22 protein-coding genes are annotated in these 22350 nt (G+C 64.0%); 9 read left to right on the top strand and 13 right to left on the bottom strand.

The window, feature by feature from the left end; all coding sequences use genetic code 11:
- Window positions 1-28: 28 nt before the first annotated feature.
- The 6 genes from ABKF58_RS10970 to ABKF58_RS10945 all read right to left on the bottom strand — a co-directional run bounded on the left by ABKF58_RS10970 (window position 29) and on the right by ABKF58_RS10945 (window position 5287).
- On the bottom strand, window positions 29-736 hold the full coding sequence (locus ABKF58_RS10970) for a DNA-3-methyladenine glycosylase I (RefSeq protein WP_482580680.1): 708 nt from the start codon (window positions 734-736) through the stop codon (window positions 29-31).
- Between the two features lie 261 nt (window positions 737-997).
- Window positions 998-1402, bottom strand: coding sequence for a metallophosphoesterase (locus tag ABKF58_RS10965; protein WP_482580679.1), 405 nt, complete (start codon window positions 1400-1402; stop codon window positions 998-1000).
- Complete coding sequence (locus tag ABKF58_RS10960) at window positions 1287-2156, bottom strand: metallophosphoesterase (protein WP_482580678.1); 870 nt, start codon at window positions 2154-2156, stop codon at window positions 1287-1289. The genes ABKF58_RS10965 and ABKF58_RS10960 overlap by 116 nt, the downstream gene beginning before the upstream one ends.
- Before the next feature lie 197 nt (window positions 2157-2353).
- Window positions 2354-3820 carry a protein adenylyltransferase SelO gene (locus ABKF58_RS10955; protein WP_482580677.1) on the bottom strand — a complete coding sequence of 489 codons (1467 nt, stop codon included), beginning with the start codon at window positions 3818-3820 and terminating at the stop codon, window positions 2354-2356.
- 85 nt (window positions 3821-3905) lie between these two features.
- Window positions 3906-4367, bottom strand: a complete 462-nt coding sequence (locus ABKF58_RS10950; protein ID WP_482580676.1) for a hypothetical protein — start codon at window positions 4365-4367, stop codon at window positions 3906-3908.
- Window positions 4368-4390: 23 nt separating this feature from the next.
- Window positions 4391-5287, bottom strand: coding sequence for a LysR family transcriptional regulator (locus ABKF58_RS10945; RefSeq protein WP_014087972.1), 897 nt, complete (start codon window positions 5285-5287; stop codon window positions 4391-4393).
- Window positions 5288-5712: 425 nt separating this feature from the next.
- Here ABKF58_RS10945 and ABKF58_RS10940 point away from each other — a divergent pair, with 425 nt between their 5' ends.
- The 3 genes from ABKF58_RS10940 (at window position 5713) to acs (ending at window position 9732) form a co-directional block, all read left to right on the top strand.
- Complete coding sequence (locus tag ABKF58_RS10940; RefSeq protein WP_008954293.1) at window positions 5713-6024, top strand: DUF485 domain-containing protein; 312 nt, start codon at window positions 5713-5715, stop codon at window positions 6022-6024.
- Complete coding sequence (locus ABKF58_RS10935) at window positions 6021-7700, top strand: cation acetate symporter (protein WP_294866696.1); 1680 nt, start codon at window positions 6021-6023, stop codon at window positions 7698-7700. Before ABKF58_RS10940 ends, ABKF58_RS10935 begins: the two co-directional genes overlap by 4 nt.
- A 64-nt stretch (window positions 7701-7764) precedes the next feature.
- Window positions 7765-9732: an acetate--CoA ligase gene (gene acs, locus ABKF58_RS10930; protein WP_482580675.1), complete on the top strand. Its 1968-nt coding sequence runs from the start codon at window positions 7765-7767 to the stop codon at window positions 9730-9732.
- Between the two features lie 282 nt (window positions 9733-10014).
- Here the strand turns inward: acs and ABKF58_RS10925 are convergent, their stop codons facing one another.
- On the bottom strand, window positions 10015-10437 hold the full coding sequence (locus ABKF58_RS10925; RefSeq protein ID WP_482580674.1) for an Lrp/AsnC family transcriptional regulator: 423 nt from the start codon (window positions 10435-10437) through the stop codon (window positions 10015-10017).
- A 200-nt stretch (window positions 10438-10637) separates the two neighbouring features.
- Between ABKF58_RS10925 and ctlX the strand changes: the two genes are divergently transcribed.
- Window positions 10638-11558 (top strand): citrulline utilization hydrolase CtlX, encoded by a 921-nt coding sequence (gene ctlX, locus ABKF58_RS10920; RefSeq protein WP_482580673.1) that lies wholly within the window; start codon window positions 10638-10640, stop codon window positions 11556-11558.
- 258 nt (window positions 11559-11816) lie between these two features.
- Here the strand turns inward: ctlX and ABKF58_RS10915 are convergent, their stop codons facing one another.
- Window positions 11817-12905 (bottom strand): PepSY-associated TM helix domain-containing protein, encoded by a 1089-nt coding sequence (locus tag ABKF58_RS10915; protein ID WP_482580672.1) that lies wholly within the window; start codon window positions 12903-12905, stop codon window positions 11817-11819.
- 150 nt (window positions 12906-13055) lie between these two features.
- Here ABKF58_RS10915 and ABKF58_RS10910 point away from each other — a divergent pair, with 150 nt between their 5' ends.
- The 5 genes from ABKF58_RS10910 to rraA all read left to right on the top strand — a co-directional run bounded on the left by ABKF58_RS10910 (window position 13056) and on the right by rraA (window position 18753).
- Window positions 13056-15140, top strand: a complete 2085-nt coding sequence (locus ABKF58_RS10910) for a TonB-dependent siderophore receptor (RefSeq protein ID WP_482580671.1) — start codon at window positions 13056-13058, stop codon at window positions 15138-15140.
- A gap of 101 nt (window positions 15141-15241) precedes the next feature.
- Window positions 15242-15940, top strand: coding sequence for an electron transport complex subunit RsxB (gene rsxB / locus ABKF58_RS10905; RefSeq protein WP_482580670.1), 699 nt, complete (start codon window positions 15242-15244; stop codon window positions 15938-15940).
- Window positions 15937-16569, top strand: a complete 633-nt coding sequence (nth, locus tag ABKF58_RS10900; RefSeq protein WP_008954285.1) for an endonuclease III — start codon at window positions 15937-15939, stop codon at window positions 16567-16569. Before rsxB ends, nth begins: the two co-directional genes overlap by 4 nt.
- A gap of 55 nt (window positions 16570-16624) precedes the next feature.
- On the top strand, window positions 16625-18151 hold the full coding sequence (locus ABKF58_RS10895; protein ID WP_008954284.1) for a DegQ family serine endoprotease: 1527 nt from the start codon (window positions 16625-16627) through the stop codon (window positions 18149-18151).
- Window positions 18152-18273: 122 nt separating this feature from the next.
- The gene (rraA, locus tag ABKF58_RS10890; RefSeq protein WP_008954283.1) at window positions 18274-18753 is read left to right on the top strand and encodes a ribonuclease E activity regulator RraA; all 480 of its coding nucleotides are present in this window, start codon (window positions 18274-18276) and stop codon (window positions 18751-18753) included.
- Between the two features lie 69 nt (window positions 18754-18822).
- On the opposite strand, the gene ABKF58_RS10885 is transcribed toward rraA, so the two are convergent.
- The 5 genes from ABKF58_RS10885 to ABKF58_RS10865 form a co-directional block, all read right to left on the bottom strand.
- Window positions 18823-19233 carry a GFA family protein gene (locus ABKF58_RS10885; RefSeq protein WP_008954282.1) on the bottom strand — a complete coding sequence of 137 codons (411 nt, stop codon included), beginning with the start codon at window positions 19231-19233 and terminating at the stop codon, window positions 18823-18825.
- A 118-nt stretch (window positions 19234-19351) separates the two neighbouring features.
- A complete protein-coding gene (panD, locus tag ABKF58_RS10880; protein WP_482580669.1) occupies window positions 19352-19786 on the bottom strand; it encodes an aspartate 1-decarboxylase in 435 nt (144 codons plus the stop codon).
- A gap of 32 nt (window positions 19787-19818) precedes the next feature.
- Window positions 19819-20652 (bottom strand): pantoate--beta-alanine ligase, encoded by an 834-nt coding sequence (gene panC, locus ABKF58_RS10875; RefSeq protein ID WP_482580668.1) that lies wholly within the window; start codon window positions 20650-20652, stop codon window positions 19819-19821.
- A gap of 184 nt (window positions 20653-20836) precedes the next feature.
- Window positions 20837-21598 carry a 3-methyl-2-oxobutanoate hydroxymethyltransferase gene (gene panB / locus ABKF58_RS10870; protein WP_482584362.1) on the bottom strand — a complete coding sequence of 254 codons (762 nt, stop codon included), beginning with the start codon at window positions 21596-21598 and terminating at the stop codon, window positions 20837-20839.
- Between the two features lie 109 nt (window positions 21599-21707).
- Window positions 21708-22343, bottom strand: a complete 636-nt coding sequence (locus ABKF58_RS10865) for a deoxynucleoside kinase (RefSeq protein ID WP_008954278.1) — start codon at window positions 22341-22343, stop codon at window positions 21708-21710.
- Window positions 22344-22350: the final 7 nt, after the last annotated feature.

Raw genomic sequence — 22350 nt, 5'->3', positions numbered from 1 at the left:
GATAAAACGTCGAAGCGTGATGGTTTTACTAAAACCTCGGATTGATACTCAACGACAACATAGCCGATAGCTGGCACAACGGCCTTCCGGAGCTTTGCTGCAACTCATTGAAAGCATCCTGTACGATTTGCAGATCGCGCTGACTGGTGGGCTCATGGCCGATAATGCCTGCCGCCATCAGGCGTGCAATCACATCACTGGTCAATAAAAAAGTGTCCTTCCCGGCCAAGCGTAAAAATCCGGCGGCCGAGCGGCCGCCCAGGCGAGAGCCACGTTTGGCCAACAAACGCCATAAGCCAACGATGTTGGCACTCGGCCAGTCGGCAATGAACGCGCCGAAACTGCTGCCATGCTCCTGGCGGATATCCAAGATAAACTGGGCATTGTTTGGAATAGTTTTTAGCTTGGTACGATCGCGGATAATCCGGTCATTTTTCATATGACTTTCTATATGTTCCGGACTGAGCAACACCATCTGCTCGGGGGCAAAGCCCGAGAAGGCTTTTTCAAATTCAGGCCACTTGGCATCGACCACCGAGTGTTGCACTCCAGCCTGAAATACCCGCTGGCTCATGGCAGAAAGATAGCGATCATCGCCCTTATGCTTTAGCTCTTCAGGCGTGAGCGCTTTGGGCAGAAAAGCCTCCATGGCCTCGTCAGAGTCAAAACGCTGACGTACAGTGTCGTAAAGCCAGCGATAGTTAAAGACCATGCTTATTTCGTTCTGCTTCAGCATCTAATGCCCCATCTCATTTGATCGTACTTTGTGATACCCGTTGCGTGAAGGAAATGGCCTGAAGTGCTCAGGTGGAGGCTTCCTTGTTTTCCCGTGTTTCTAATCGGGATGGGAACAAGCCTCACAGCCCCCTCCCACGCCACCGTGCGCAATGCCATCTCTACTTTCGGGTGACAATGCTGCCACTTGCGCAAAACCAAACCGTGCATGAAGCCGATTTGGGGCGGAGGAGACACCCCATCGTTTTATCGGACAGCGTTGTTAACGGCTGGCTTCCCGCGCCGCCACCAACCGCACCAGCGTGATTTCCGACGGCGCGCCGAAGCGTTTCGGCGGCCCCCAATAGCCGGTGCCGCGGCTGGTATACACCCACAGCGCGTCGAGGCGATGCAGCCCGGCGGTGTACGGCTGCTGCAGGCGCACGAACAGGTTCCACGGCCAGAACTGCCCGCCGTGGGTGTGACCGGAGAGTTGCAGGTCGAAACCGGCGGCCGCCGCCGCCGGCGCGCTGCGCGGCTGGTGGGCGAGCAGGATGCGCGCACCGGCTGCCTCAGGCGCCCCCTCGAGCGCGGCGTGCGGGTCGCTGCGCTGCGCCGGGTCGAAATGATGCGCGCCGTAGTCGGTGACGCCCGCCACCACCAGTTCGGCTTCGCCATGACACAGCACCACGTGCTCGTTTTCCAGCACCCTCAGCCCCAGCCGGCGCAGTTCCTCGACCCAGGCCGCGGCGCCGGAGGTAGTACTCGTGGTTGCCGGTGACGAAGTAGGCGCCGTGCCGTGCCATGAGCCGGCTCAGGGGCGCGGTATGCGGCGCCAGCTGCTCGACACTGCCGTCGACCAGGTCGCCAGTCACCGCGACCATGTCGGCCTCGAGCCCGTTCACCGCCGTGACGATCGCCTCCAGATAGCCACGCTTGATGGTGGGACCGACATGGATATCGCTGATCTGGACGATGGTGAAGCCGTCGAGGGCGGGGGGCAGGCCGGCCAGCGGCACCTCGACCTCCACCACGCGGGCGCGGCGGCGTGCGTTCACCAGGCCGACCAGGCTGACCAGCCCCGCCAACAACGGCACCGCCAGCGCCGAGTCGCGCACCAGCGGCGGCAGCTCTGCCGCCGGCAGCGCCAGGGCGGCAATGCCCAGCACGATGTCGCGCAACAACGTCAGCACCAGCAACGACGAGAACACGCCCATCAGCAGCAAGCCGGCCCACGCCAGGCGGTCGGCCAGCGGCTGGCGTTCGATACCCCGCGCCATCAGGCCGAGCGGCATCAAGACGCAGGACAACGTCAGCGCCAGCACCCCCAGCCCCCGCCCCACCGGACCGAGCGGCAGGTCGGGCAGCAGGCGCACGCCGATATAGGCGTGCAGCAACAGCAGCAGGCTGGACGCCACCACAATGAAACGGCTTGGCCGCATCACGACTCCTCGATTCAGATCATCGCCCCGCGCGCTGGCCATGAGGCACGGCGACAGCGCCGCTCGCGCAGGGACCCCAGACGGTTGGACATCGATGCCTTCGGCATGGTTCGCGTCGACACCGTCAACACGAGCCAAGGTTGGCCGAAGCCCGCCCGCCACCGCGGCGGACCAGCCCGGCACGACACGCCATCGACTCAGCTGGAGCAGCTGACGCTGATCTGCTCCGCCCACTCCGGCGGAAAACCGGCGTACGCCTCGAACTCGGGCTGTTCGTCGAACGGTTTTTCCAGGCAGCGCCCCAGACGCTCGATCTCGCTGTAGTCGCGCTCGTCACGCGCCTTGGCGATCGCCGCCTCGGCCAGGTAGTTGCGCAGGATGTACTTGGGATTGACGCGGTTCATGCGCACGGCACGCTCGGCGTCGACGCTGCCCTCCCACGCCAGCCGCTCGCGGTAGCGCCGGGCCCAGGCGTCGAACTGCTCGCGCTCGACGAGCAGGTCGCGCACCGGCGCGTTCACGGCGTCGTCCTGGCGGAAACCGGCCAGGCGGCGGAAGAAGATCGTGAAGTCGGTGCGGTGCGCGTGCAGCGTCAGGAACAGGCTGTTGATCAGGTCGGCGTCGTCGTCGTGCTCGGCCGTGAGGCCGAGCTTGGCACGCAGCCGCATCAGGTGTGCCGCCTCGAAGGTGTCGCGGTAGCTGCCGAGCACCGCCACCAGCTCCTCCTCGCTCACCAGCGGCAGCAAGGCCGAGGCCAGGCAGTGCAGGTTCCACAGTCCGATCTGCGGCTGCTGGTTGTAGGCGTAACGCCCGGCGTGGTCGGAATGGTTGCAGATATGCGCGGCGTTGAAGCCGTCGATGAAGCCGAACGGGCCGTAGTCGATGGTCAGGCCCAGGATCGACATATTGTCCGAGTTCATCACACCGTGACAGAAGCCCACCGCCTGCCACTGCGCGATCAGTTCGGCGGTACGCCGCGTCACCTCGGCGAACAGCGCCAGATAAGGGTTGGCGGCCTCTTGGCAGGCCGGGTAATGGTGGCGGATGACGTAGTCGGCCAGCACGCGGATTTTGTCATGCATGCCGCGGTGGTAGAACAGCTCGAAGCTGCCGAAACGCAGGAAGCTTTCCGCCACCCGCGTCACCACCGCCGCGGTTTCCGTGGTCTCGCGGTACACCGGCTCGTCCGAGCCCATGATCGCCAGCGCCCGCGTGGTGGGGATGCCGAGATGGTGCATCGCCTCGGAGCAGAGGAACTCGCGGATGCTGGAGCGCAGCACCGCGCGGCCGTCACCCATGCGCGAGAACGGCGTCAGGCCGGCGCCCTTGATCTGCCACTCCATCAGGCGCCCATCCGGCGCCTTGGTATCCCCCAGCAGCAAGGCGCGGCCATCGCCCAGTTGCGGCACGTAGACGCCGAACTGGTGGCCGGAATAGATCGCCGCCACCGGCCGCATATCGGGGCGCAGCAGCGAACCGCTCAGCACGCCGACGGCGTCGGCAGCGAGCAGCGACTCGCCGACCACGCCGAGCTCGGCCGCTAACAGACGGCTGACGGCGACCGGGTAAGGGTCGGGCAAGGGGGTAGGATCGACGCGGCGGTAGAACGCCGGCGGAAGTGTCTGGAAACGTTGGCCGAAGCCGAGTGAGGAAAAGGCGTTCATGCCCCATTCTAAACATTGGGGCGCACGATAAACACCTGACAAGCAAGAGGGTTTTTGACGCCCCGAGCCGGGCGCGGCACCCGCGTCAGCGCAGCTTCCAGGCGTGGCGCATATCGTGCGCCGCCTTGACCGTCGCCGACGAAAAGCTGGTCGAAGCGAAATGGCCCACCTGGCGCGACGCCTTCGACAACGCCCCGTACGAGACATCACTCAGTTGCAGCGCCTGGCGCACCACTGCCATGGAAGGGTGCAGGCTGTCGTGCTCCAGCTTGTCGAGCACGGAGCGGTTCAACGCCGCCACCCATTTCTCGGTCACCTGCATCAGGCGATGCTGCGAATCGAACGGCACCTGGCTCAGCGACACCCCGGCCAGCAAGGCGCTGTCGAGACGGCGCTGGATCTCGTTCTCGGCCAGGGGGTAGGCCGGTTTCAACACCGCCGACCAGCTCTGGTAGACGTCGCGCTGCGCGTCCAGCCAGCGCCGCTGGCTGGCTTCCAGAGCCTTGAAATAGGCGGCCAGCGTACCGGCCATCAACTGATAGGTCATGCCAGCCTCCCAGGAGGGAATCATCAATGCGGGGACGACGGTGCAAGCTGCCAGACCGCCGCCAGTTCTTCCAGCAATACGTCCAGAATCAGATCGCCGACGCGGTCGGCAGGGTAGACGAACTGCAGCTCGGCCAGCTTGCAGATTCCCGGCACGATGGTCACCAGCCCCTTGTCGGCGGCCGCCTGCGCCTCATCGGCACGCGCCAGCGCCAGCCCGACACCGGCACAGACCATGTCGAGGATGGTGTTCACATGGTCGCATTCGGCGACCTTCTTCGGCGAAATATTCAGTTCACGCCATACTTCGGAAGTGATCTTGCAAAGACTTGAGAACTGAGAAATCCCGACCCAGGGCAGTTTGCCCAGCTCCTTGGGCACCGTGATGTCGACCCGGCTCTCCCAGCCCTTGGGCATCACGATGACGAAGGGTAATTCGGTCAGCAGTACCGTATTGACGTTGATGTAGGGGTTCTTGCCCAGATAAAAGCCGGCATCCAGCTCCTTCTTGCGCACCAGGTTGAGAATGCCGCCGGTCACGCCGTGCTGCAGGCGCAGGTCGAGCAGCGGGTATTTCTCGGTCAGGCGCGCCACCCACGCCCCCAGCTTGAGGATTTCCGGCGTCAGCGACACCCCGATCAGCGCCTTGCCGGACAATTGCCCCTTGAGGTGGCGGGCGTGATTGAGGATGTCCTTGGCCGATTCGAGAATCGACTGCGCGCGCGGCAGCAGCTCCTGCCCCGCCCGCGTCAGCATCACGCCGCCGGTGGTGCGCTCGAACAGCGCCATCCCCACCTCCTCCTCCAGCGCCTTGATCTGGGCCGTTACCGCCGGCTGGGACAGGTGCAGCAACTCCGCCGCCTGCGTCAGGTGGCCCTGCTGGGCCACCGTGACAAAGGTACGCAACTGATAGATTTCCATTTAGCTCTCGTTCGCAAGCACCGGGCTGTCTGTGTTTTTCTATGGCCCCGACCCGGCGGGGAACCTATTGTTGATCCATCGGAAAGACGAGACAAGCCCCCGTGCGCATCGGCGCAACACCGGGATAACCCCGATTGCAAAATGACTTAAAGCTATGACAACCATTCCCAGCCCCTTGTTTTCCATGGCCTTTTTTACGCCACACCGTTCCGGCTAATTTCCCCCATCAAAAAAAACGATCACGCCCCTCCCACGAGGCAAACCAAGCATTTGCTCAAGGTTAAGTATTTGTTTTTATTTGATTTTTGCGTCGCAACATCCACTCAACAAATTTTCCTGATCAGAAAAAGCGATTAGCCGCTCTCCAGCGCTCCTCGTAAGGTTGCAACAGCGGTCGACGGATCGCCATCACAAAGGAGGATGCAATGAACGAAGATGTTCTGAAGCGCGTGCAATCCAACCCCAAATTTTTAGAGCTCGTTCACAAGAAGACGAGCCTGGGTTGGACGCTGAGCGCAGTCATGCTGGTGATCTACTACGGATTCATACTGTTGCTGGCGTTTGCCCCGAAAGTGCTCGGTACGCCGCTCAGTGAGGGCAGCGTGACCACCGTGGGCATTCCGATCGGCGTACTGATCATTCTGTCGGCATTTGTTCTGACCGGCGTCTACGTGCGCAAGGCCAACACCGAATTCGACCAACTGAACCAGGAAATCGTTGAGGAGGCAAAACAATGAAAAAACCCCTGACCACCCTGGCCTTGGCCGGCCTCGCGCTGGCGCCGGCACTGGCGTTTGCCAGCGGCGCCATCGAAGGCGACGTAGAGAAGCAGGCGACCAACTGGCACGCCATCATCATGTTCTTCCTGTTCGTTGCGTTCACCATGGGGATCACCTACTGGGCTGCTCGCCGCACCCGCTCCGCCAGCGACTTCTACACCGCCGGCGGCGGCATCAGCGGCTTCCAGAACGGCTTGGCGATCGCCGGCGACTACATGTCCGCCGCCTCCTTCCTCGGTATTTCCGCCATGGTGTTCGACAAGGGCTTCGATGGCCTGATCTACTCCATCGGCTTCCTGGTGGGCTGGCCGGTGATCCTGTTCCTGGTCGCCGAACGCCTGCGCAACCTGGGCAAGTTCACCTTCGCCGACGTCGCCTCCTATCGCCTGCAGCAGATGCCGGTACGTACCTTCGCCGCCACCGGCACGCTGGTCGTGGTGGCGCTGTACCTGATCGCGCAGATGGTCGGTGCCGGCAAGCTGATCCAGCTCTTGTTCGGCATGAGCTACTCGTCCGCGGTGGTGCTGGTCGGGGTGCTGATGGTGCTGTACGTGACCTTCGGCGGCATGTTGGCCACCACCTGGGTGCAGATCATCAAGGCCGTCATCCTGCTGTGCGGCGCCACCTTCATGGCGTTCATGGTGATGTCCTCGGTCGGTTTCAGCCCTGAAGCACTGTTCCAGAAGGCTACGGCCATCCACGCCAAGGGCATCGCCATCATGTCCCCGGGCAAGGCCGACCCGATCGACTCGATCTCGCTGGGTCTCGCCCTGATGTTCGGTACCGCTGGCCTGCCGCACATCCTGATGCGCTTCTTCACCGTGTCCGACGCCAAGGAAGCCCGCAAGTCGGTGTTCTTCGCCACCGGCTTCATCGGCTACTTCTACATCCTGACCTTCATCATCGGTTTTGGCGCCATCATGCTGGTACTCAACCAGCCGCACTTCATGGAAACCATCGTGAAGAACGGCAAGGAAGTGACCCAGCTGGTGGGCGGCTCCAACATGGCAGCCATCCACCTGGCCAACGCCGTGGGCGGTGACCTGTTCCTGGGCTTCATCTCGGCGGTCGCCTTCGCCACCATCCTGGCAGTGGTAGCCGGCCTGGCCCTGTCCGGTGCCTCGGCGGTATCGCACGACCTGTACGCCTCGGTGATCAAGAAGGGCAAGGCCAACGAAGCCGACGAAATCCGCGTCTCCAAGATCACCACCGTGGTCCTGGGCGTGGTCGCCATCGTGCTGGGCCTCTTGTTCGAGAAGCAGAACATCGCCTTCATGGTCGGCCTGGCGTTCTCGATCGCCGCTTCGGCCAACTTCCCGATCCTGTTCCTGTCGATGTTCTGGAAGGGTCTGACCACCCGCGGCGCGGTGATCGGCGGCTTTATCGGTCTGATCTCGGCGGTGCTGCTGATCGTGTTGGGCCCGGCAGTGTGGGTCGACGTGATGAAGCACGAAGCCGCCATCTTCCCGTACAAGAACCCGGCCATCTTCTCGATGCCCCTGGCCTTCGCCTTCACCTGGCTGTTCTCGGTGCTGGATAACTCGAAGCAGGCCAGCGAAGAAAAAGCCAAGTTCGACGCCCAGTACGTCCGTGCCATGACCGGCATCGGCGCCACCGGTGCGTCCAAGCATTAATCTGCAACTCATGCCCGCCGCACCCGCCAGGGTGCGGCATCCGGCACGCTACAAGGAGAACACAATGTCCACCCTCGAATCGATCCTGAAAGAAACCCGCAGCTTCCCGCCCTCCGACGACTTCCGTCGCAAGGCCGGCATTTCCGGCATGGAAGCCTACAACGCGCTGTGCGAGCAGGCTGACGATCATTACCTGTCGTTCTGGGGGGACTTGGCTCGCGAACAGATCACCTGGAAGAAGCCGTTCTCACGCGTGCTCGACGACAGCAACGCCCCGTTCTTCAAATGGTTCGACGACGGCGTGCTGAACGTTTCCTACAACTGCCTCGACCGCCATCTGCCGCTCAATGCCAACAAGATCGCGCTGATTTTCGAAGCGGATGACGGCGAAGTCACCCGCGTCACCTACGCCGAACTGCACCGCCGCGTCTGCCAGTTTGCCAACGGCCTGAAGAGCCTCGGCATCGAGAAGGGCGACCGCGTGGTGATCTACATGCCGATGGTGATCGAAGCCATCGTCGCCATGCAGGCCTGCGCCCGCATCGGCGCCATCCACTCCGTGGTGTTCGGCGGCTTCTCCGCCGGCGCCGTGAAGGACCGTGTCGAAGATGCCGGCGCCAAGGCCGTCATCACCGCCAACGAAGGCCTGCGCGGCGGCAAGACCGTTCCGCTCAAGGCCACCGTCGACGAAGCGCTGGCCATGGAAGGCACCTCCAGCGTCAAGAACGTTATCGTCTACCAGCGCACCAACGGCGGCGCCAACTGGACCGAAGGCCGCGACGTATGGTGGCACAAGCTGGTCGAAGGCCAGTCCGAAGCCTGCGAACCGGAATGGATGAGCGCGGAAGACCCGCTCTTCATCCTCTACACCTCCGGCTCCACCGGCAAGCCGAAAGGCATCCAGCACAGCACCGCCGGCTACCTGCTGGGTGCGGCCAACAGCTTCCGCTGGGTGTTCGACTACAAACCGAACGACGTATTCTGGTGCACCGCCGACGTGGGCTGGATCACCGGCCACTCCTACATCTGCTACGGCCCGCTCGCCAACGGCGCCACCCAGGTCGTGTTCGAAGGCGTGCCGACCTACCCGGATGCCAGCCGCTTCTGGAGCATGATCGAGAAGCACAAGGTCACCACCTTCTACACCGCGCCGACCGCCATCCGCTCGCTGATCAAGCTGGGTGCCGATCTGCCGAAACAGCACGACCTCTCCAGCCTGCGCCTGTTGGGCACCGTGGGCGAGCCGATCAACCCGGAAGCCTGGATGTGGTACTACGAAGTGGTCGGCGGCAGCCGCTGCCCGATCGTCGATACCTGGTGGCAGACCGAAACCGGTTCGGTGATGATCGCCCCGACCCCGGGCGCCGTACCGACCAAGCCGGGCTCGTGCACCCTGCCGCTGCCGGGCATCATGGCTGACATCGTCGACGAATCCGGCGCCCAGGTAGAACCGGGCCGCGGTGGCTTCCTCGTCATCAAGAAGCCGTTCCCGAGCCTGGTGCGCACCATCTGGAACGACCCGGAGCGCTTCAAGAAGACCTACTTCCCGGAAGAGTTCAACGGCCAGTACTACCTCGCCGGCGACTCCGCCAACCGTGACGAAAACGGCTACTTCTGGATCATGGGCCGTATCGACGACGTGCTGAACGTCTCCGGCCACCGTCTGGGCACCATGGAAATCGAATCGGCGCTGGTTGCCAACCCGCTGGTGGCCGAAGCCGCCGTGGTCGGCAAGCCGCACGAGGTGAAAGGCGAAGCCGTGGTGGCCTTCGTGGTCCTGAAGGGCGCCCGTCCGGAAGGCGACGAAGCCAAGAAGGTCGCCGCCGAACTGAAGAGCTGGGTGGCCCACGAAATCGGCAAGATCGCCCAGCCGGACGATATCCGCTTCGGCGAGAACCTGCCCAAGACCCGCTCCGGCAAGATCATGCGCCGCCTGCTGCGCTCGCTGGCGCGGGGCGAAGAAATCGTGCAGGACGTCTCCACGCTGGAGAACCCGCAGATCCTCGGCCAACTGAAGGAAACCGTGTCTTGATACCAACTACCTGTTCCTGATGTATCTGTCTGTGTGAAACAGGACTTTGCCCGGCACCCGCCGGGCTTTTTTTTGCGCACCCCGCTCGCTCCCCTTTCCCCTAAACGTCAGGCGTGAGCTTCGGCCAACCCCTGTGCCGGCCTGGCCGCGCGCGGGTCATTCATCGTTGGCCTCGCGGCCAACGGCATAACGTCAGCCGGGCGGACGCCCTCTTCGGCCACTGTCAGCCGCCCAAACAGGGGAAATCCGCCCTCGTTGCGACGACCTCGGCGCACGGCAACGCTACACCTTGTGCGTCGACAGCAGGATGCTGGTCTCGGTCGACGCGATGCCGGGGATCAGCCTGATGCGCCCGAGCACGCGGTCGAACTGCTCCAGGGTATCGGCGCGCAGTTCGGTCACGATGTCCCAACGCCCGTTGGTCGAATGCAGGGTCTGCACGTTGGGATCGCCGCGCAGCGCCTGCAGCACCGACGGCGCCTTGCTGCCCTCGACGGCAATGCCCATCCACGCCCTGATACGATGGGTTTCCGCCTCCGGCTTGAGCCGGACGGTGTAACCCACGATCACCCCCGTCTCCTCCAGCTTGTTGATCCGGCTCTGCACCGTCGCCCGCGACACCCTCAGCTTTTCCGCCAGCGTCGTCACCGACATGCGCGCATCGTCCCTCAGCAAGGCCAGCAACTGTCGATCCGTGTCATTCATTAACAAAACGCCAATTCAATATATCAATTTGCAAAATATAGTGAGAATTTGCGAAGTTTGCCAACTTTTTGCCAACAAGGCAGCGGCCCACAATAGCGGCAACACCGAGATCGACATTGCTCGGGAGCCGCCAACGATGTCGGCCCGAGACCATAAAAATGGCCCCTTACTCCACCCTCCTGCATGGACGATTAAGCAGCATGCAAACCACCAGCACTATTCTGATGATCCGCCCGGCGCGATTCTTGTCCAATCCGCAAACGTCGTCCTCGAACGCCTTTCAGAAATCGGACATCGACCACCAGGAAGCGCAGCAAAATGCGCTCGCCGAGTTCGATGCCTACGTGGGTGAGTTGCGCCGCTGCGGCGTCGACGTGCTGGTCATCGACGACACGGTCGATCCGCACACGCCCGATTCGATCTTCCCCAACAACTGGATCAGCCTGCACGCCGACGGCAAGGTGCTGCTCTACCCGATGGAAGCCCCCAACCGCCGCCTGGAGCGCAACAACAAGGTCCTGGAAAAGATCACGCAGGTATTCGCCGTCGAGGATGTCATCGATCTGAGCGGCTTCGAGAAGGTCGGTCAGTACCACGAAGGCACCGGCACCATGATTTTCGACCACGACCAGAAGATGGCCTACGTCTGCTTCTCGTCGCGCAGCAGCGAGATGGTGATGAAGGCGGTGTCGGAAACCATCGGCTACCAGTCGCTCTGGTTTCACTCGGTCGATCGCCACGGCAAGCCGATCTACCACACCAACGTGATGATGTGCGTGGGCAAGACACTCGCCGTCGTGTGCCTGAAATCGATCCGCGATCGGAACGAACGCACCGCCCTGACACAGGCGCTCACCACCAGCGGCAAAGAGATCATCGATATTTCCTACGATCAGCTCGAGCACTTCGCCGGCAACATGCTCGAACTCTCCTCCCGCGACGGCGAAGCGGTGTTCGCCCTGTCGCGCCAGGCCTGGTCCTCGCTGACGCCAGAGCAACAAACCGCCATTTCGTCCTACGCCAAGGTCGCTCTCGCCCCGATCGACACCATCGAGCGACTGGGCGGCGGCGGCGCGCGCTGCATGGTCGCGGAGATTTTCCTGCCTCGCCGCGCCCGCTGATTTTTCAAGTCAGGGCCGCCTCGGGATGCGGCCCCACCCAGAGGAGGAGTTCTAGACACCGAAGAGCGAGCGCCGGCCGCCGTTCCTGAAGGGAAATCTCGAACCCGGACGTCCCGGGTCCGGCGGAGGTTGGCGGCGGAGCTATGACGGGAAGAGCCCTCTTCACTCCGCCTTCCCTAGCCGAACGGGAGTCCCACCGAAAGCGTGCAGGCATCGCCTTCCGGCGGACGTCACGCTTCACGCTTCACGCTTCACGCTTCACGCCCCACGCGGCGCCAGGCGCTTCGGCATAGCCCGCCGCTGCTTCCACTCGCGTGCGCTCCACTGGTACACGCCCGAGCCGCCCAGCAAGGCCAGCCCCAGGCCGGTCACCAGCATCAGCACGCGGTGCGGCAGGCCACCGACCGAGCCGACGTGGAAGGCGAACACCCAGGTGGTCAGGCGGATGCCCGGCTCGGCCTGGTCGACCGGACGCACCGTCAGCACCTCGCCGCGGTACGGGTCGACCTCGACCATGCTGCGCCCGTTGGGCTGAATCTCGCCCGGCAGGCGCTTCCTCAGCACCACCGGCTTGGCGGCCTTGGCATCGACACGCACGTCCACCAGCCGGCCGCCGGGCAACGCCGCGTTGCCCTTGGCCACCAACTGGTCGAGCGGCAGGCGCGCTTCGCCCGGCACAACCTTGGCGCTCCTGGCCGGCTTGGCGTCGTAGAGCGCGTTGATCCAGCCGTTGATGGGCTTGGAGAACACCAGCAGCATGCCGGTCAGCGCACTGATCAGCAGCATGAGCGACAAGGCCGCACCGGCGACGCGGTGCAGATCGCCCACCAGAATGCGCGCCCCCTTGTCGGTGCGCACGCGCCACGCCCGCTTCCAGTCCTTGGGCCACCAGTAGATCAGGCCGCTGATCACCATCAGCAGCAGGCCGATGCCGATGATGCCGACCAGCGTTTCGCCGGCGTCGTCCATCAGCAGCGTTTCATGCAGTTCCCGCAGCCAGCTGAACAGCCCCTCGCCGGGAGCACGATCGCTCACCACCTCGGCCGTCACCGGGTCGAGCCACAGCAAGCGCTCCTCGCCGGCGCCACGGATGCGCACCAGCACTGGTTCGGCCAACGTTTCGCCGAAGCGCAGGTTGACGCTGCCACCTGGATGGCGCGATTCCGCAGCCTGGTACAGCGCCTGGTAGCCGACGAACGGCCCGTTCACCGCCACCGGCCGCTCACCGCTGAGCGTCGACAGCTCTTTCTTGAACGCCAGCAGGCCACCGCTGAGGCCCAGTATCAGCGCGCCCAGCGCACAGGCGAGCCCCAAGTAGCGGTGCAGCAGGATGATTACGCGTTTCATGGTGTGTCCTTGTCGGCCCCGGCGCCAGGCCGAACCTATAGGCGTGAGGCAAAACGACAATTATAATGAGAATCTTTATCATTAACTAGCCGAACCACACCACCCTCGGCCAAGTCCTGCCGACCGTTTCCGCCCCGAGCCCCCGCAACAATGAAGAAAACCGATACCTCGCTCCTAGCACTGAGCCTCGCCCTCGCCGCCACCGCCTACGCCAGCCAGAACGACACCGCCGAACTTGCCGTGGTCGAAGTCAGCGCCGACACCCCCGCCGGCAACGATTACCAACCTAGAAACAGCAGCAGCGCCACGCGCAGCCCGGCGCCGCTGATCGAGACCCCGCAGGCACTTAACGTGGTGCCTCACCAGGTGCTGCAAGACCAGCAGGTCACCTCGCTCGACGAAGCGCTCGCCAACGTCAGCGGCGTGGCCCAGACCAACACCCTGGCCAACACCTGGGACAGCTTCATCCGGCGCGGTTTCGGCAGCCGTGCCGACGGCTCCATCCTGCGCGACGGCGTGCGCTCCACCCTGCCGCGCAACTTCAGCGCCACCACCGAGCAGGTCGAGATCCTCAAAGGCCCGGCCTCGCTGCTGTACGGCATCCAGGAACCGGGCGGCATCATCAACGTCATCACCAAGAAGCCCCAGTACCAGCAGGGCGGCAGCGTGACGCTGACCAGCAGCAGCTTCGGCGGTGGCAGCGGCAGCCTCGACCTGACCGGACCGATCGGCGACAGCGGCCTGGCCTACCGCCTGATCGGCGAACTGGAGGAAACCGACTACTGGCGTAACTTCGGCACCACCCGGCGCAAGCTGATCGCGCCCTCGCTGGCCTGGCGCGACGGCAGTACCCGCGCCCGTGTGGCTTACGAATATCTCGATTATGCAGTGCCCTACGACCGCGGCACGGTATTCAGCAACGGCCAGCCCATCGCCATCCCGCGCGAACGCCGCCTCGACGAAGCGTGGAACGTGGCGCAAGGCATCGCGCAGAGCATGACCGCCGAAATCGAGCACGACCTCGACGACAGCTGGCGCGCACGTTTCAATGCCGGCTGGAACAACCACCGCTACAGCGACAACCAGGCGCGCCCGGTGTCCTACAACGCCAGCACCGGCATCCTGCGGCGCAGCGCCGACGGCAACCGCGCCTTCGACGACACCAATCTGCTGGCTTCGGCCAACCTGTTGGGCGACGTGAACTGGCTGGGGATGCGCCACGAACTGCTGTTCGGTGTGGACCTCGAGCAGAATCGCCAGAGCAAGGGCGACGCGCTACGCGGCAGCGCCGTCGGCGGCTTCAACGTGTTCGATCCGGACTACGGCCAGCTCGCCTACCCGAACACGGTCAGCGCCAGCAAGAGCGACGTGCGCAGCAAGGTCGAGACAGAGGCGGTGCTGGTGAAGGATTCGCTGCACCTGAACGAGCAGTGGATCGCCGTCGGCGGCCTGCGCTACCAGCACTACCGTCAAAGCGATGGCGCCGGCCGGCCGTTCACCATCACTGGCGAAGCGAGCGGCAACGTGGCCCTGCCACAGGCCGGCATGGTGTACCGGGCGACACCGGCCGTGTCGCTGTACGCCAACTACAGCGAGTCGTTCAAACCGAACAGCTCGGTGAACGAAGGCGGACCCTTCGAGCCGGAACGCGGCGTGGTGCACGAAGGCGGGGTCAAGCTCGAAACCGAGCGCGTCTCGGCCGCCGCCGCGCTCTACCGCATCGTCAAACGCAACGTGCTGGTGACCGAGAACGACGTCTCGCGCGCAGTCGGCAAGGTACGCTCGCAAGGTGTCGAGCTCGACGTCAGCGGCAAGCTCACGCGCCAGTTGAGCGCCATCGGCAGCTACGCCTACACCGACGCCGAGGTGCTGGACGACCAGGCCGCCTACGTCAGCAAGCAGTTGTTCAACGTCGCCCGCCACACCGCCTCGGCCTTCCTCGCCTACGACTTCATGCCGGCCGGCAACGGCGACCGTTGGCGCGTCGGCGGCGGCGCACGCTACGTCGGCAAGCGCCAGGGCGATGCGCTCAACAGCTTCGCACTCGACGCCTACACCGTGGCCGATGCCTTCGTCGCCTGGCAAACCCGTCTGGGTGGCAACAGGCTCGACGTGCAGCTCAACGTCAAAAACCTGTTCGACAAGACCTATTACACCTCGACCAGCGGCAGCAACCTGCAGGTCAACGTCGGCGAACCGCGCGAGCTGGTGTTGCAGACCCGTCTGTCGTTCTGAGCGGCGGGAGGGCGGGCCATGTGCCCACCGTCACGGCGCAGGCATTGAAGCTGCCGCCTGGAGGACGGATAATAAACGGTTTTGATGTGGACTCCGACAGCATGCCCGTGATCACACTCGTCGAGCGGATCGACGCCCTCCTGCCCCAGACCCAGTGTGGCCAGTGCGGCCACGCCGGTTGCCGGCCCTATGCCGAGGCACTGGCGGAAGGACGCGACCCGATCAACCGTTGCCCGCCGGGCGGCGCGGACGGCATCCGGGCGCTGGCAGAACTGCTCGGACAGCCCGTCATCCCGTTCGCTGCCGACGGCCCGCAGCCCAAGCCGCGCGCGCTCGCCGTGATCCAGGAAGACAGCTGCATCGGCTGTACCCTGTGCATCCAGGCCTGTCCGGTGGACGCCATCGTCGGCGCAGCCAAGCTGATGCACACCGTGATCGCGGCCGAATGCACTGGCTGCGAACTGTGCGTGGCCCCCTGTCCGGTGGACTGCATCGATCTGGTGCCGGTGGACGACCCGGACGATGGCAAGCGCGAACACGTCATGGCGCGAGCCCAGCAGGCGCGCAAGCGTTACGAACACCACCAGGCACGCAAGGCGCGCGACCAGGCCGAAAAAGCGCAGCGCCTGGCCGAGCGCGCCGCGGTGAACGCGCCGGCCCCGGCAGCGGCGGCGTCCGGTGTGACAAGCGCGGCGCCGCAGACTTCCGCCGTCGACAAGAACGAACTGATCCGCAAGGCGATGGAACGCGCCGCCGCCCTGCGCGCCGCCAAGGAAGATACCGGCAAGGACTCGCAGTGAACGCCGCCAAACGCCGTGAGATCTTCCGCCGCCTCAAGGAGCTCAACCCCGCGCCACGTACCGAACTCGAATACCGCACACCGTTCGAGCTGCTGATCGCCGTGGTACTGTCGGCGCAAGCCACCGACGTCGGCGTCAACAAGGCCACACGCCTGCTGTTCCCGGTCGCCAACACCCCGGCGGCCCTGCTCTCGCTGGGCGAAGAAGGGCTCTCCGAGTACATCAAGACCATCGGCCTCTACCGCACCAAGGCCAAGAACGTCATCGCCACCTGCCGCCTGCTGCTGGAAAAGCACGGTGGCGAAGTGCCGCAAACCCGCGAGGAGCTGGAGGCGCTGCCCGGCGTCGGCCGCAAGACCGCCAACGTGGTGCTCAACACCGCCTTCGGTCACGCCACCATGGCGGTGGACACCCATATCTTCCGCGTCGCCAACCGCACCCGCCTGGCCCCGGGAAAGGACGTGCGCGCGGTGGAAGACAAGCTGATGAAGGTCATTCCGGCCGAATACCTGGTCGATGCCCACCACTGGCTTATCCTGCACGGCCGCTATACCTGCAAGGCCCGCCGGCCTGAATGCGAACGCTGTCCCATCGTCGATCTCTGTGAATACCCTGCAAAAACGGTATGATGAAAGCGGGAGAGTGAACTCAAGCGGCCTCCGTCATGCAATCTGGACTTGAAAAATGACCGCCCCGGCCCGAGTTCCGCTCTGTCACTACCAGAAAGGATGTTCCGTGACTCCGTATTTCCGCACCATTGTCAGCGCCGCCCTGGCAGTGACGCTGCTTGCTGGCTGCGACAAGATCGAACGCCTGTTCAAAGGCGATAACCCCAACGTAGCGATTCCTGCCCAGTCCGACGGGCGGGTGGCCATGCTGCTGCCCGACTTCACCCAGCTGGTCGAGCGCGACGGGCCAGCCGTGGTAAACATTCAGGCCAACAAGCTCGAAGCGGCCGCGGCCCAGAACGAGCTGCCCTTCCCGATCCCCGAAGACGACCCGCTCTACGACTTCTTCCGTCGCTTCATGCCGAACCAGCCGCCGCAGCAGGATCAGACCCCGAGCGAGAGCGTGTCGTTCGGCTCTGGCTTCATCATCAGCGATGACGGCTACATCCTGACCAACGCCCACGTCGTCGCGGGCGGCTCGCAGATCAAGGTCGTGATGACCGACAAACGCGAACTGAAAGCCAAGCTGGTCGGGCTCGACAAGCGCACCGACGTCGCCGTGCTCAAGGTCGAGGCGGCTGGCCTGCCCGTCGCCAAGATCGGCGATCCGGCCAAGCTCAAGGTTGGGGAGTGGGTCGCCGCCATCGGCGCACCGTTCGGCTTCGACAACACCGTCACCGCCGGCATCGTCTCCGCCAAGGGACGCAGCCTGCCCGACGAAAACTACGTGCCCTTCATCCAGACCGACGTGGCGATCAATCCGGGCAACTCCGGCGGGCCGCTGTTCAACCTGCGTGGCGAGGTCGTCGGCATCAACTCGCAGATCTACAGCCGCTCCGGCGGCTTCATGGGCATCTCCTTCGCCATCCCGATCGACATCGCCATCAACGTGGCCGAGCAGATCAAGACCAAGGGCAAGGTCAGCCGGGGCCAGCTCGGCGTGCACATTCAGGAAGTCAGCCAGGAACTGGCGCAGTCCTTCGGCCTAAAACAACCCAACGGTGCGCTGGTGGTACGGGTGGAACCCAACGGTCCGGCCGCCAAGGCCGGGTTGCAGGTCGGCGACATCATCCTGCACATGAACGGCAAGCTGGTGGAAAGCTCGAAGGACCTGCCGATCTTGGTCGGCGGCCTGCAGCCGGGCGCCAAGATCAAGCTCGGCGTCTGGCGCAAGGGAGCGGAAAAGGACGTCCCAGTGGTGCTGGGTGAACTCGCCAACGAAGCGGCCAACGCGCCGCAGCCCCAGCAGGAAGAACCGGCTCCGCAAAGCTTCCAGTTCAACAAGCTGGGCCTGACGCTGACCGAACTGACCGCCGCCCAGAAAACCGAACTGGGCCTGCCCGGCGGCCTCTTGATCCAGAAAGCCCAGGGTCCGGCGGCACGCGCCGGCCTGCAGCACGGCGATATCATCATCGGCCTGAACCAGAGCCAGGTGCTCGACGTGAAGGGATTCGAACGCGCCCTGGCCAACGCCGGCGGCAGCATTGCCCTTCTGGTGCGGCGACAGGACAACACGCTGTTCGTGCCGCTGCGCCTCGACTGATCGACCAAGCCGCCCTCCGGGGCGGTTTTTTTGCCCCATCAGTCCCTGCCAGGCGGTGACACGCCGAACCTGGGGCACGGTGGCAGGCGCCCCATCAACACAACACACCACAAGGAGAAAGTATGACTTTTCTGACGACCGATCTGTGCGACGAACACGAAAACGATGTGCGCGTGCTCGAGCCGATGTTCCAGCGTTTTGGCGCCTGCCCACGTTTCCAGGGCCAGATCGAGACACTCAAGGTGTTCGAGGACAATACCCTGGTGCGCGAGGTGCTGAGCGAGCCGGGCAACGGCCGGGTGCTGGTCGTGGATGGCGGCGGCTCCCGCCGCTGCGCCCTGGTCGGCGACCAGATCGGCGAGCTGGCGGTGAAGAACGGCTGGGCCGGCATCGTGGTGTATGGCTGCATCCGCGATTCGGTGGCACTCAACGCCCTGCCCCTGGGTGTCCGGGCGCTGGATACCCACCCGCGCAAATCGGTGAAGCGCGGCGAAGGCCAGCGCGGCCTCGCCGTCACCTTCGGCGGCGTCAGCCTGAGCCCAGGCGACTGGCTCTACGCCGATGAAGACGGCGTGATCGTGGCCGATCGGGCCCTGCTCTGACCCGGCCCCACGCCCTGCCCCAAACGCTTCGGCCAACCTTTATAGGTTGGCCGAAGCTTTTTGACGCCATCAATTGCCCGCCTTGGCCCGGGTATAATGCGGCAGCCCGGCCCACACCTCCGGTTCGACCCACGGCACATGTTCCTGCCACCAGGTATGGTGTTCCGGCATAACGCGTTCCGGCTGATCCAGCGAAGCCAGGGTAATATCGATGCTGTCCGGATCGGCCTCGTGCCGATAGGTCAGCGTCGTGCCGCAATGGGGACAGAAACCGCGCTCCACCGGGCACGACGAGTGATAGTGCATCAGCGGTTCGCCGTGCCACTCCACCTCGCACTCACGCACCGTGAACCAGGTCACGAACAGTGCTCCGCTTGCCTTGCGGCACGCCGAGCAGTGGCAATGCGTGACAAAACTCGGCTCCCCGTACACGCAGTAGTAAATGGCTCCACACAAGCAACTACCTCTCAAATGCGCCATGCAGGCCCTCCCGTTTCGGCATCGCGCGTCAGGGCAGGCCGTCCCGAGCGCAGCCGGCAATACTCCACTCTGTCACTATGGCACCCGGACGGCGAATTTCAAATTGCCCCATTTCGCTTTACCCATAAAAAAAGCGGACCGAAGTCCGCTTTGTCTTGTCCCGAAGAATCCTCAGGCCGGCTGGACCGGGGTCGACCCCCGCCAGTTCGGTAATGTGATTGCTGCCGTCGACAAACACCAGTTTCGGTGCATGATCCTTCAGCTCGACGTCTTCGTAGGTCGCGAACGAGGCGATGATCAGCAGGTCGCCCGGCGCGGCGCGGCGCGCGGCGGAACCGTTGACCGAAATCACCCCCGAGCCCCGCTCGGCCTTGATGGCGTAGGTAGCGAAACGCTCGCCATTGGTCACGTTCCAGATCTGCACTTCTTCGTACTCGCGGATATCCGCCGCCTCGAGCAGGTTCTCGTCGATGGCACACGAACCGATGTAGTGTAATTCGGCGTGGGTCGTGGTCACGCGGTGGAGTTTCGACTTCAGCATGCTGCGCTGCATAATTCCGTTCCTTGCTAGCAATGACGCCGCGCTCAGCGCAGCACTTCCACATTATCGATCAGGCGGGTCTTGCCCAGACGCGCCGCGGCCAGCACCACCAGGCGCTTCTCGCCGGCGTGGGCGATCTCCAGGGTGTCGGCCTGACGCACTTCGACGTAGTCGACGCGCCAGCCATGTGCTTCCAGATCCTGGCGTGCCGCCGCCTCCAGGCTGGCGTAATCCTGTTCCCCGGCCAGCAGACGGTCACGAATCGCCGCCAGGTGACGGTACAGGCGCGGCGCCTCGGCACGCTCCTCGGCGCTCAGGTAGCCGTTGCGCGACGACAGTGCCAGGCCATCCTCGGCGCGGCCGGTATCGACCGGCACGACCTCGACCGGCTGGTTGAGATCGTCCACCATGGCCTTGATCACATGCAGCTGCTGGTAGTCCTTCTTGCCGAAACAGGCCAGATCGGGCTGCACGATGTTGAACAGCTTGGTCACCACCGTGGCCACGCCGCGGAAGTGGCCAGGACGGAAGGCGCCGCACAGCTCGTTCTGGATATGCGGCGGCTCGACGTTGAAGTCCTGGCGGATGCGCGGATACAACTCCTGCTCGATCGGGAAGAACAGCACGTCGACGCCGGCATCGGAGAGCTTGGCGCTGTCGGCATCGAAAGTACGCGGGTAGGCGTCGAAGTCCTCGCCCTGACCGAACTGCAGGCGGTTGACGAAAATGCTCACCACCACCTTATCGGCGCGCTGGCGCGCCTCTTTCACCAGAGCCAGGTGGCCCTCGTGCAGATTGCCCATGGTGGGCACGAACGCCACCTTGCCGGCCTGGCGGCGCCAGGCTCGCAGCTCGGCGATATTACGAATGACTTCCATCTTCCTTCCTTAGAACCTGCCCATAGTCTTGCTGCGCGACCCTGATCGGGGCTCATGCGCACTGCGTGCGAATCTTTCGCTCAGCGATCAGAATCCTCATGTACCCCTGTACATTCCGGTTTCTGCGCTGCTCTTCACCCCGCTGAGGGCCGCTCGCGACAGACCCTGAACAGGCTGGTACGCCTCAGAAGCAGTGCTCTTCCGCCGGGAACGAACGTGCCTTGACCGCCGTGACGTAGCCAGCCACCGCCGCCTGGATGCTGTCCGCACCAGCCATGAAATTCTTGACGAAACGGGCTTTGCGCCCAGGGTAGACACCGAGGATATCATGCAGCACCAGGACCTGCCCGGAAACGTCGACCCCGGCGCCAATGCCGATGGTCGGCACCGCGATGCTGTCGCTCACCCGCTTGGCCAGGGCGGCCGGCACGCACTCCATCAGCACCAGGCTAGCACCGGCGTCGGCCAGGGCAGACGCATCGTGCAGGATGCGCTCGGCATCGTTCTCGCTCTTGCCCTGCACCCGGTAGCCGCCAAAGCTGTTGACGAACTGCGGCGTCAGGCCGATATGGGAACATACCGGGATGCCGCGCTCGACCAGGAAACGGGTGGTTTCCGCCATGAACGCGCCGCCCTCGACCTTGACCATGTGAGCGCCGGCCTGCATCAGGCGCGCCGCGTTGGCAAAGGCCTGCTGCGGGCTTTCCTGATAGCTGCCGAACGGCATGTCGGACAAGACGAGGGCATTCTTCGCGCCGCGCGCCACGCAGCGGGTGTGGTACTCCATCTGCTCCATGGTCACCGGCAGCGTCGAGTCCTCCCCCTGGATCACCATCCCCAGCGAGTCGCCCACCAGCAGGATTTCGACCCCGGCATCGTCCAGCAGCGTGGCGAAGCTCGTGTCGTAGCAGGTGAGCATGGTGATCTTCTGGCCTTCGGCGGCCATTTTGAACAGGGTATTGACGTTGATTTTCACTGTCTTCTTCCTCGTGGCTTGGGAAAACAGCCGCCGACGCCGACTGCTCGTGGCCGCCACGCCCGGCTGTTTCAGACGATCAGACGCTCTTGTTGAAATAGCTGCGCTGACCGCGCATCTCGCTGATGCAGCGCAACAATAGCTCGAAATCGTCGCTGCCATCAACCAGGTTGAGGTGATCGGTATTGACGATCAGCAGCGGGGCGGCGTCGTAGCCGTGGAAAAATTCGCTGTAGGCGGCATGCACGCGCTTGAGGTAGCCCTCAGGGAAGGCCGACTCGGTTTCCTTGGCGCGGCTGGCCACGCGAGACAGCAGCACGTCTTCCGACGCCTGCAGGTAGATTACCAGGTCGGGAACCGGGAACGCCGGCAGCAGCCGGTCGGTGAGGCGCTGGTAGAGCGCGTGCTCCGGCTCGTCGAGGTTGACGCGGGCAAACAGCGCGTCTTTCTCGAACAGGAAATCGGACACCAGCGGCGCAGTACGCAGCGGGCCATCCTGCATCTCGGCGGCCAGATCGGCGCGCTGCAGCAGGAACGACAACTGGGTGGCCAGGCCATGCTGCTGCGGATTGCGGTAGAAACGTCCGAGGAAGGGGTTGGCGGCGGGCTCTTCGGCCAACAACGACACCCCCCAGTAGTCCGCGAGGCGGCGCGCCAGCGCCGACTTGCCGGCCCCGATCGGCCCTTCCACCACCACATAACGCAATTGGCTCATACCCCCC

The sequence above is a fragment of the Pseudogulbenkiania sp. AW2-16 genome (genome assembly GCF_056824575.1).
This window is presented reverse-complemented; position numbering and strand designations above follow the sequence as displayed.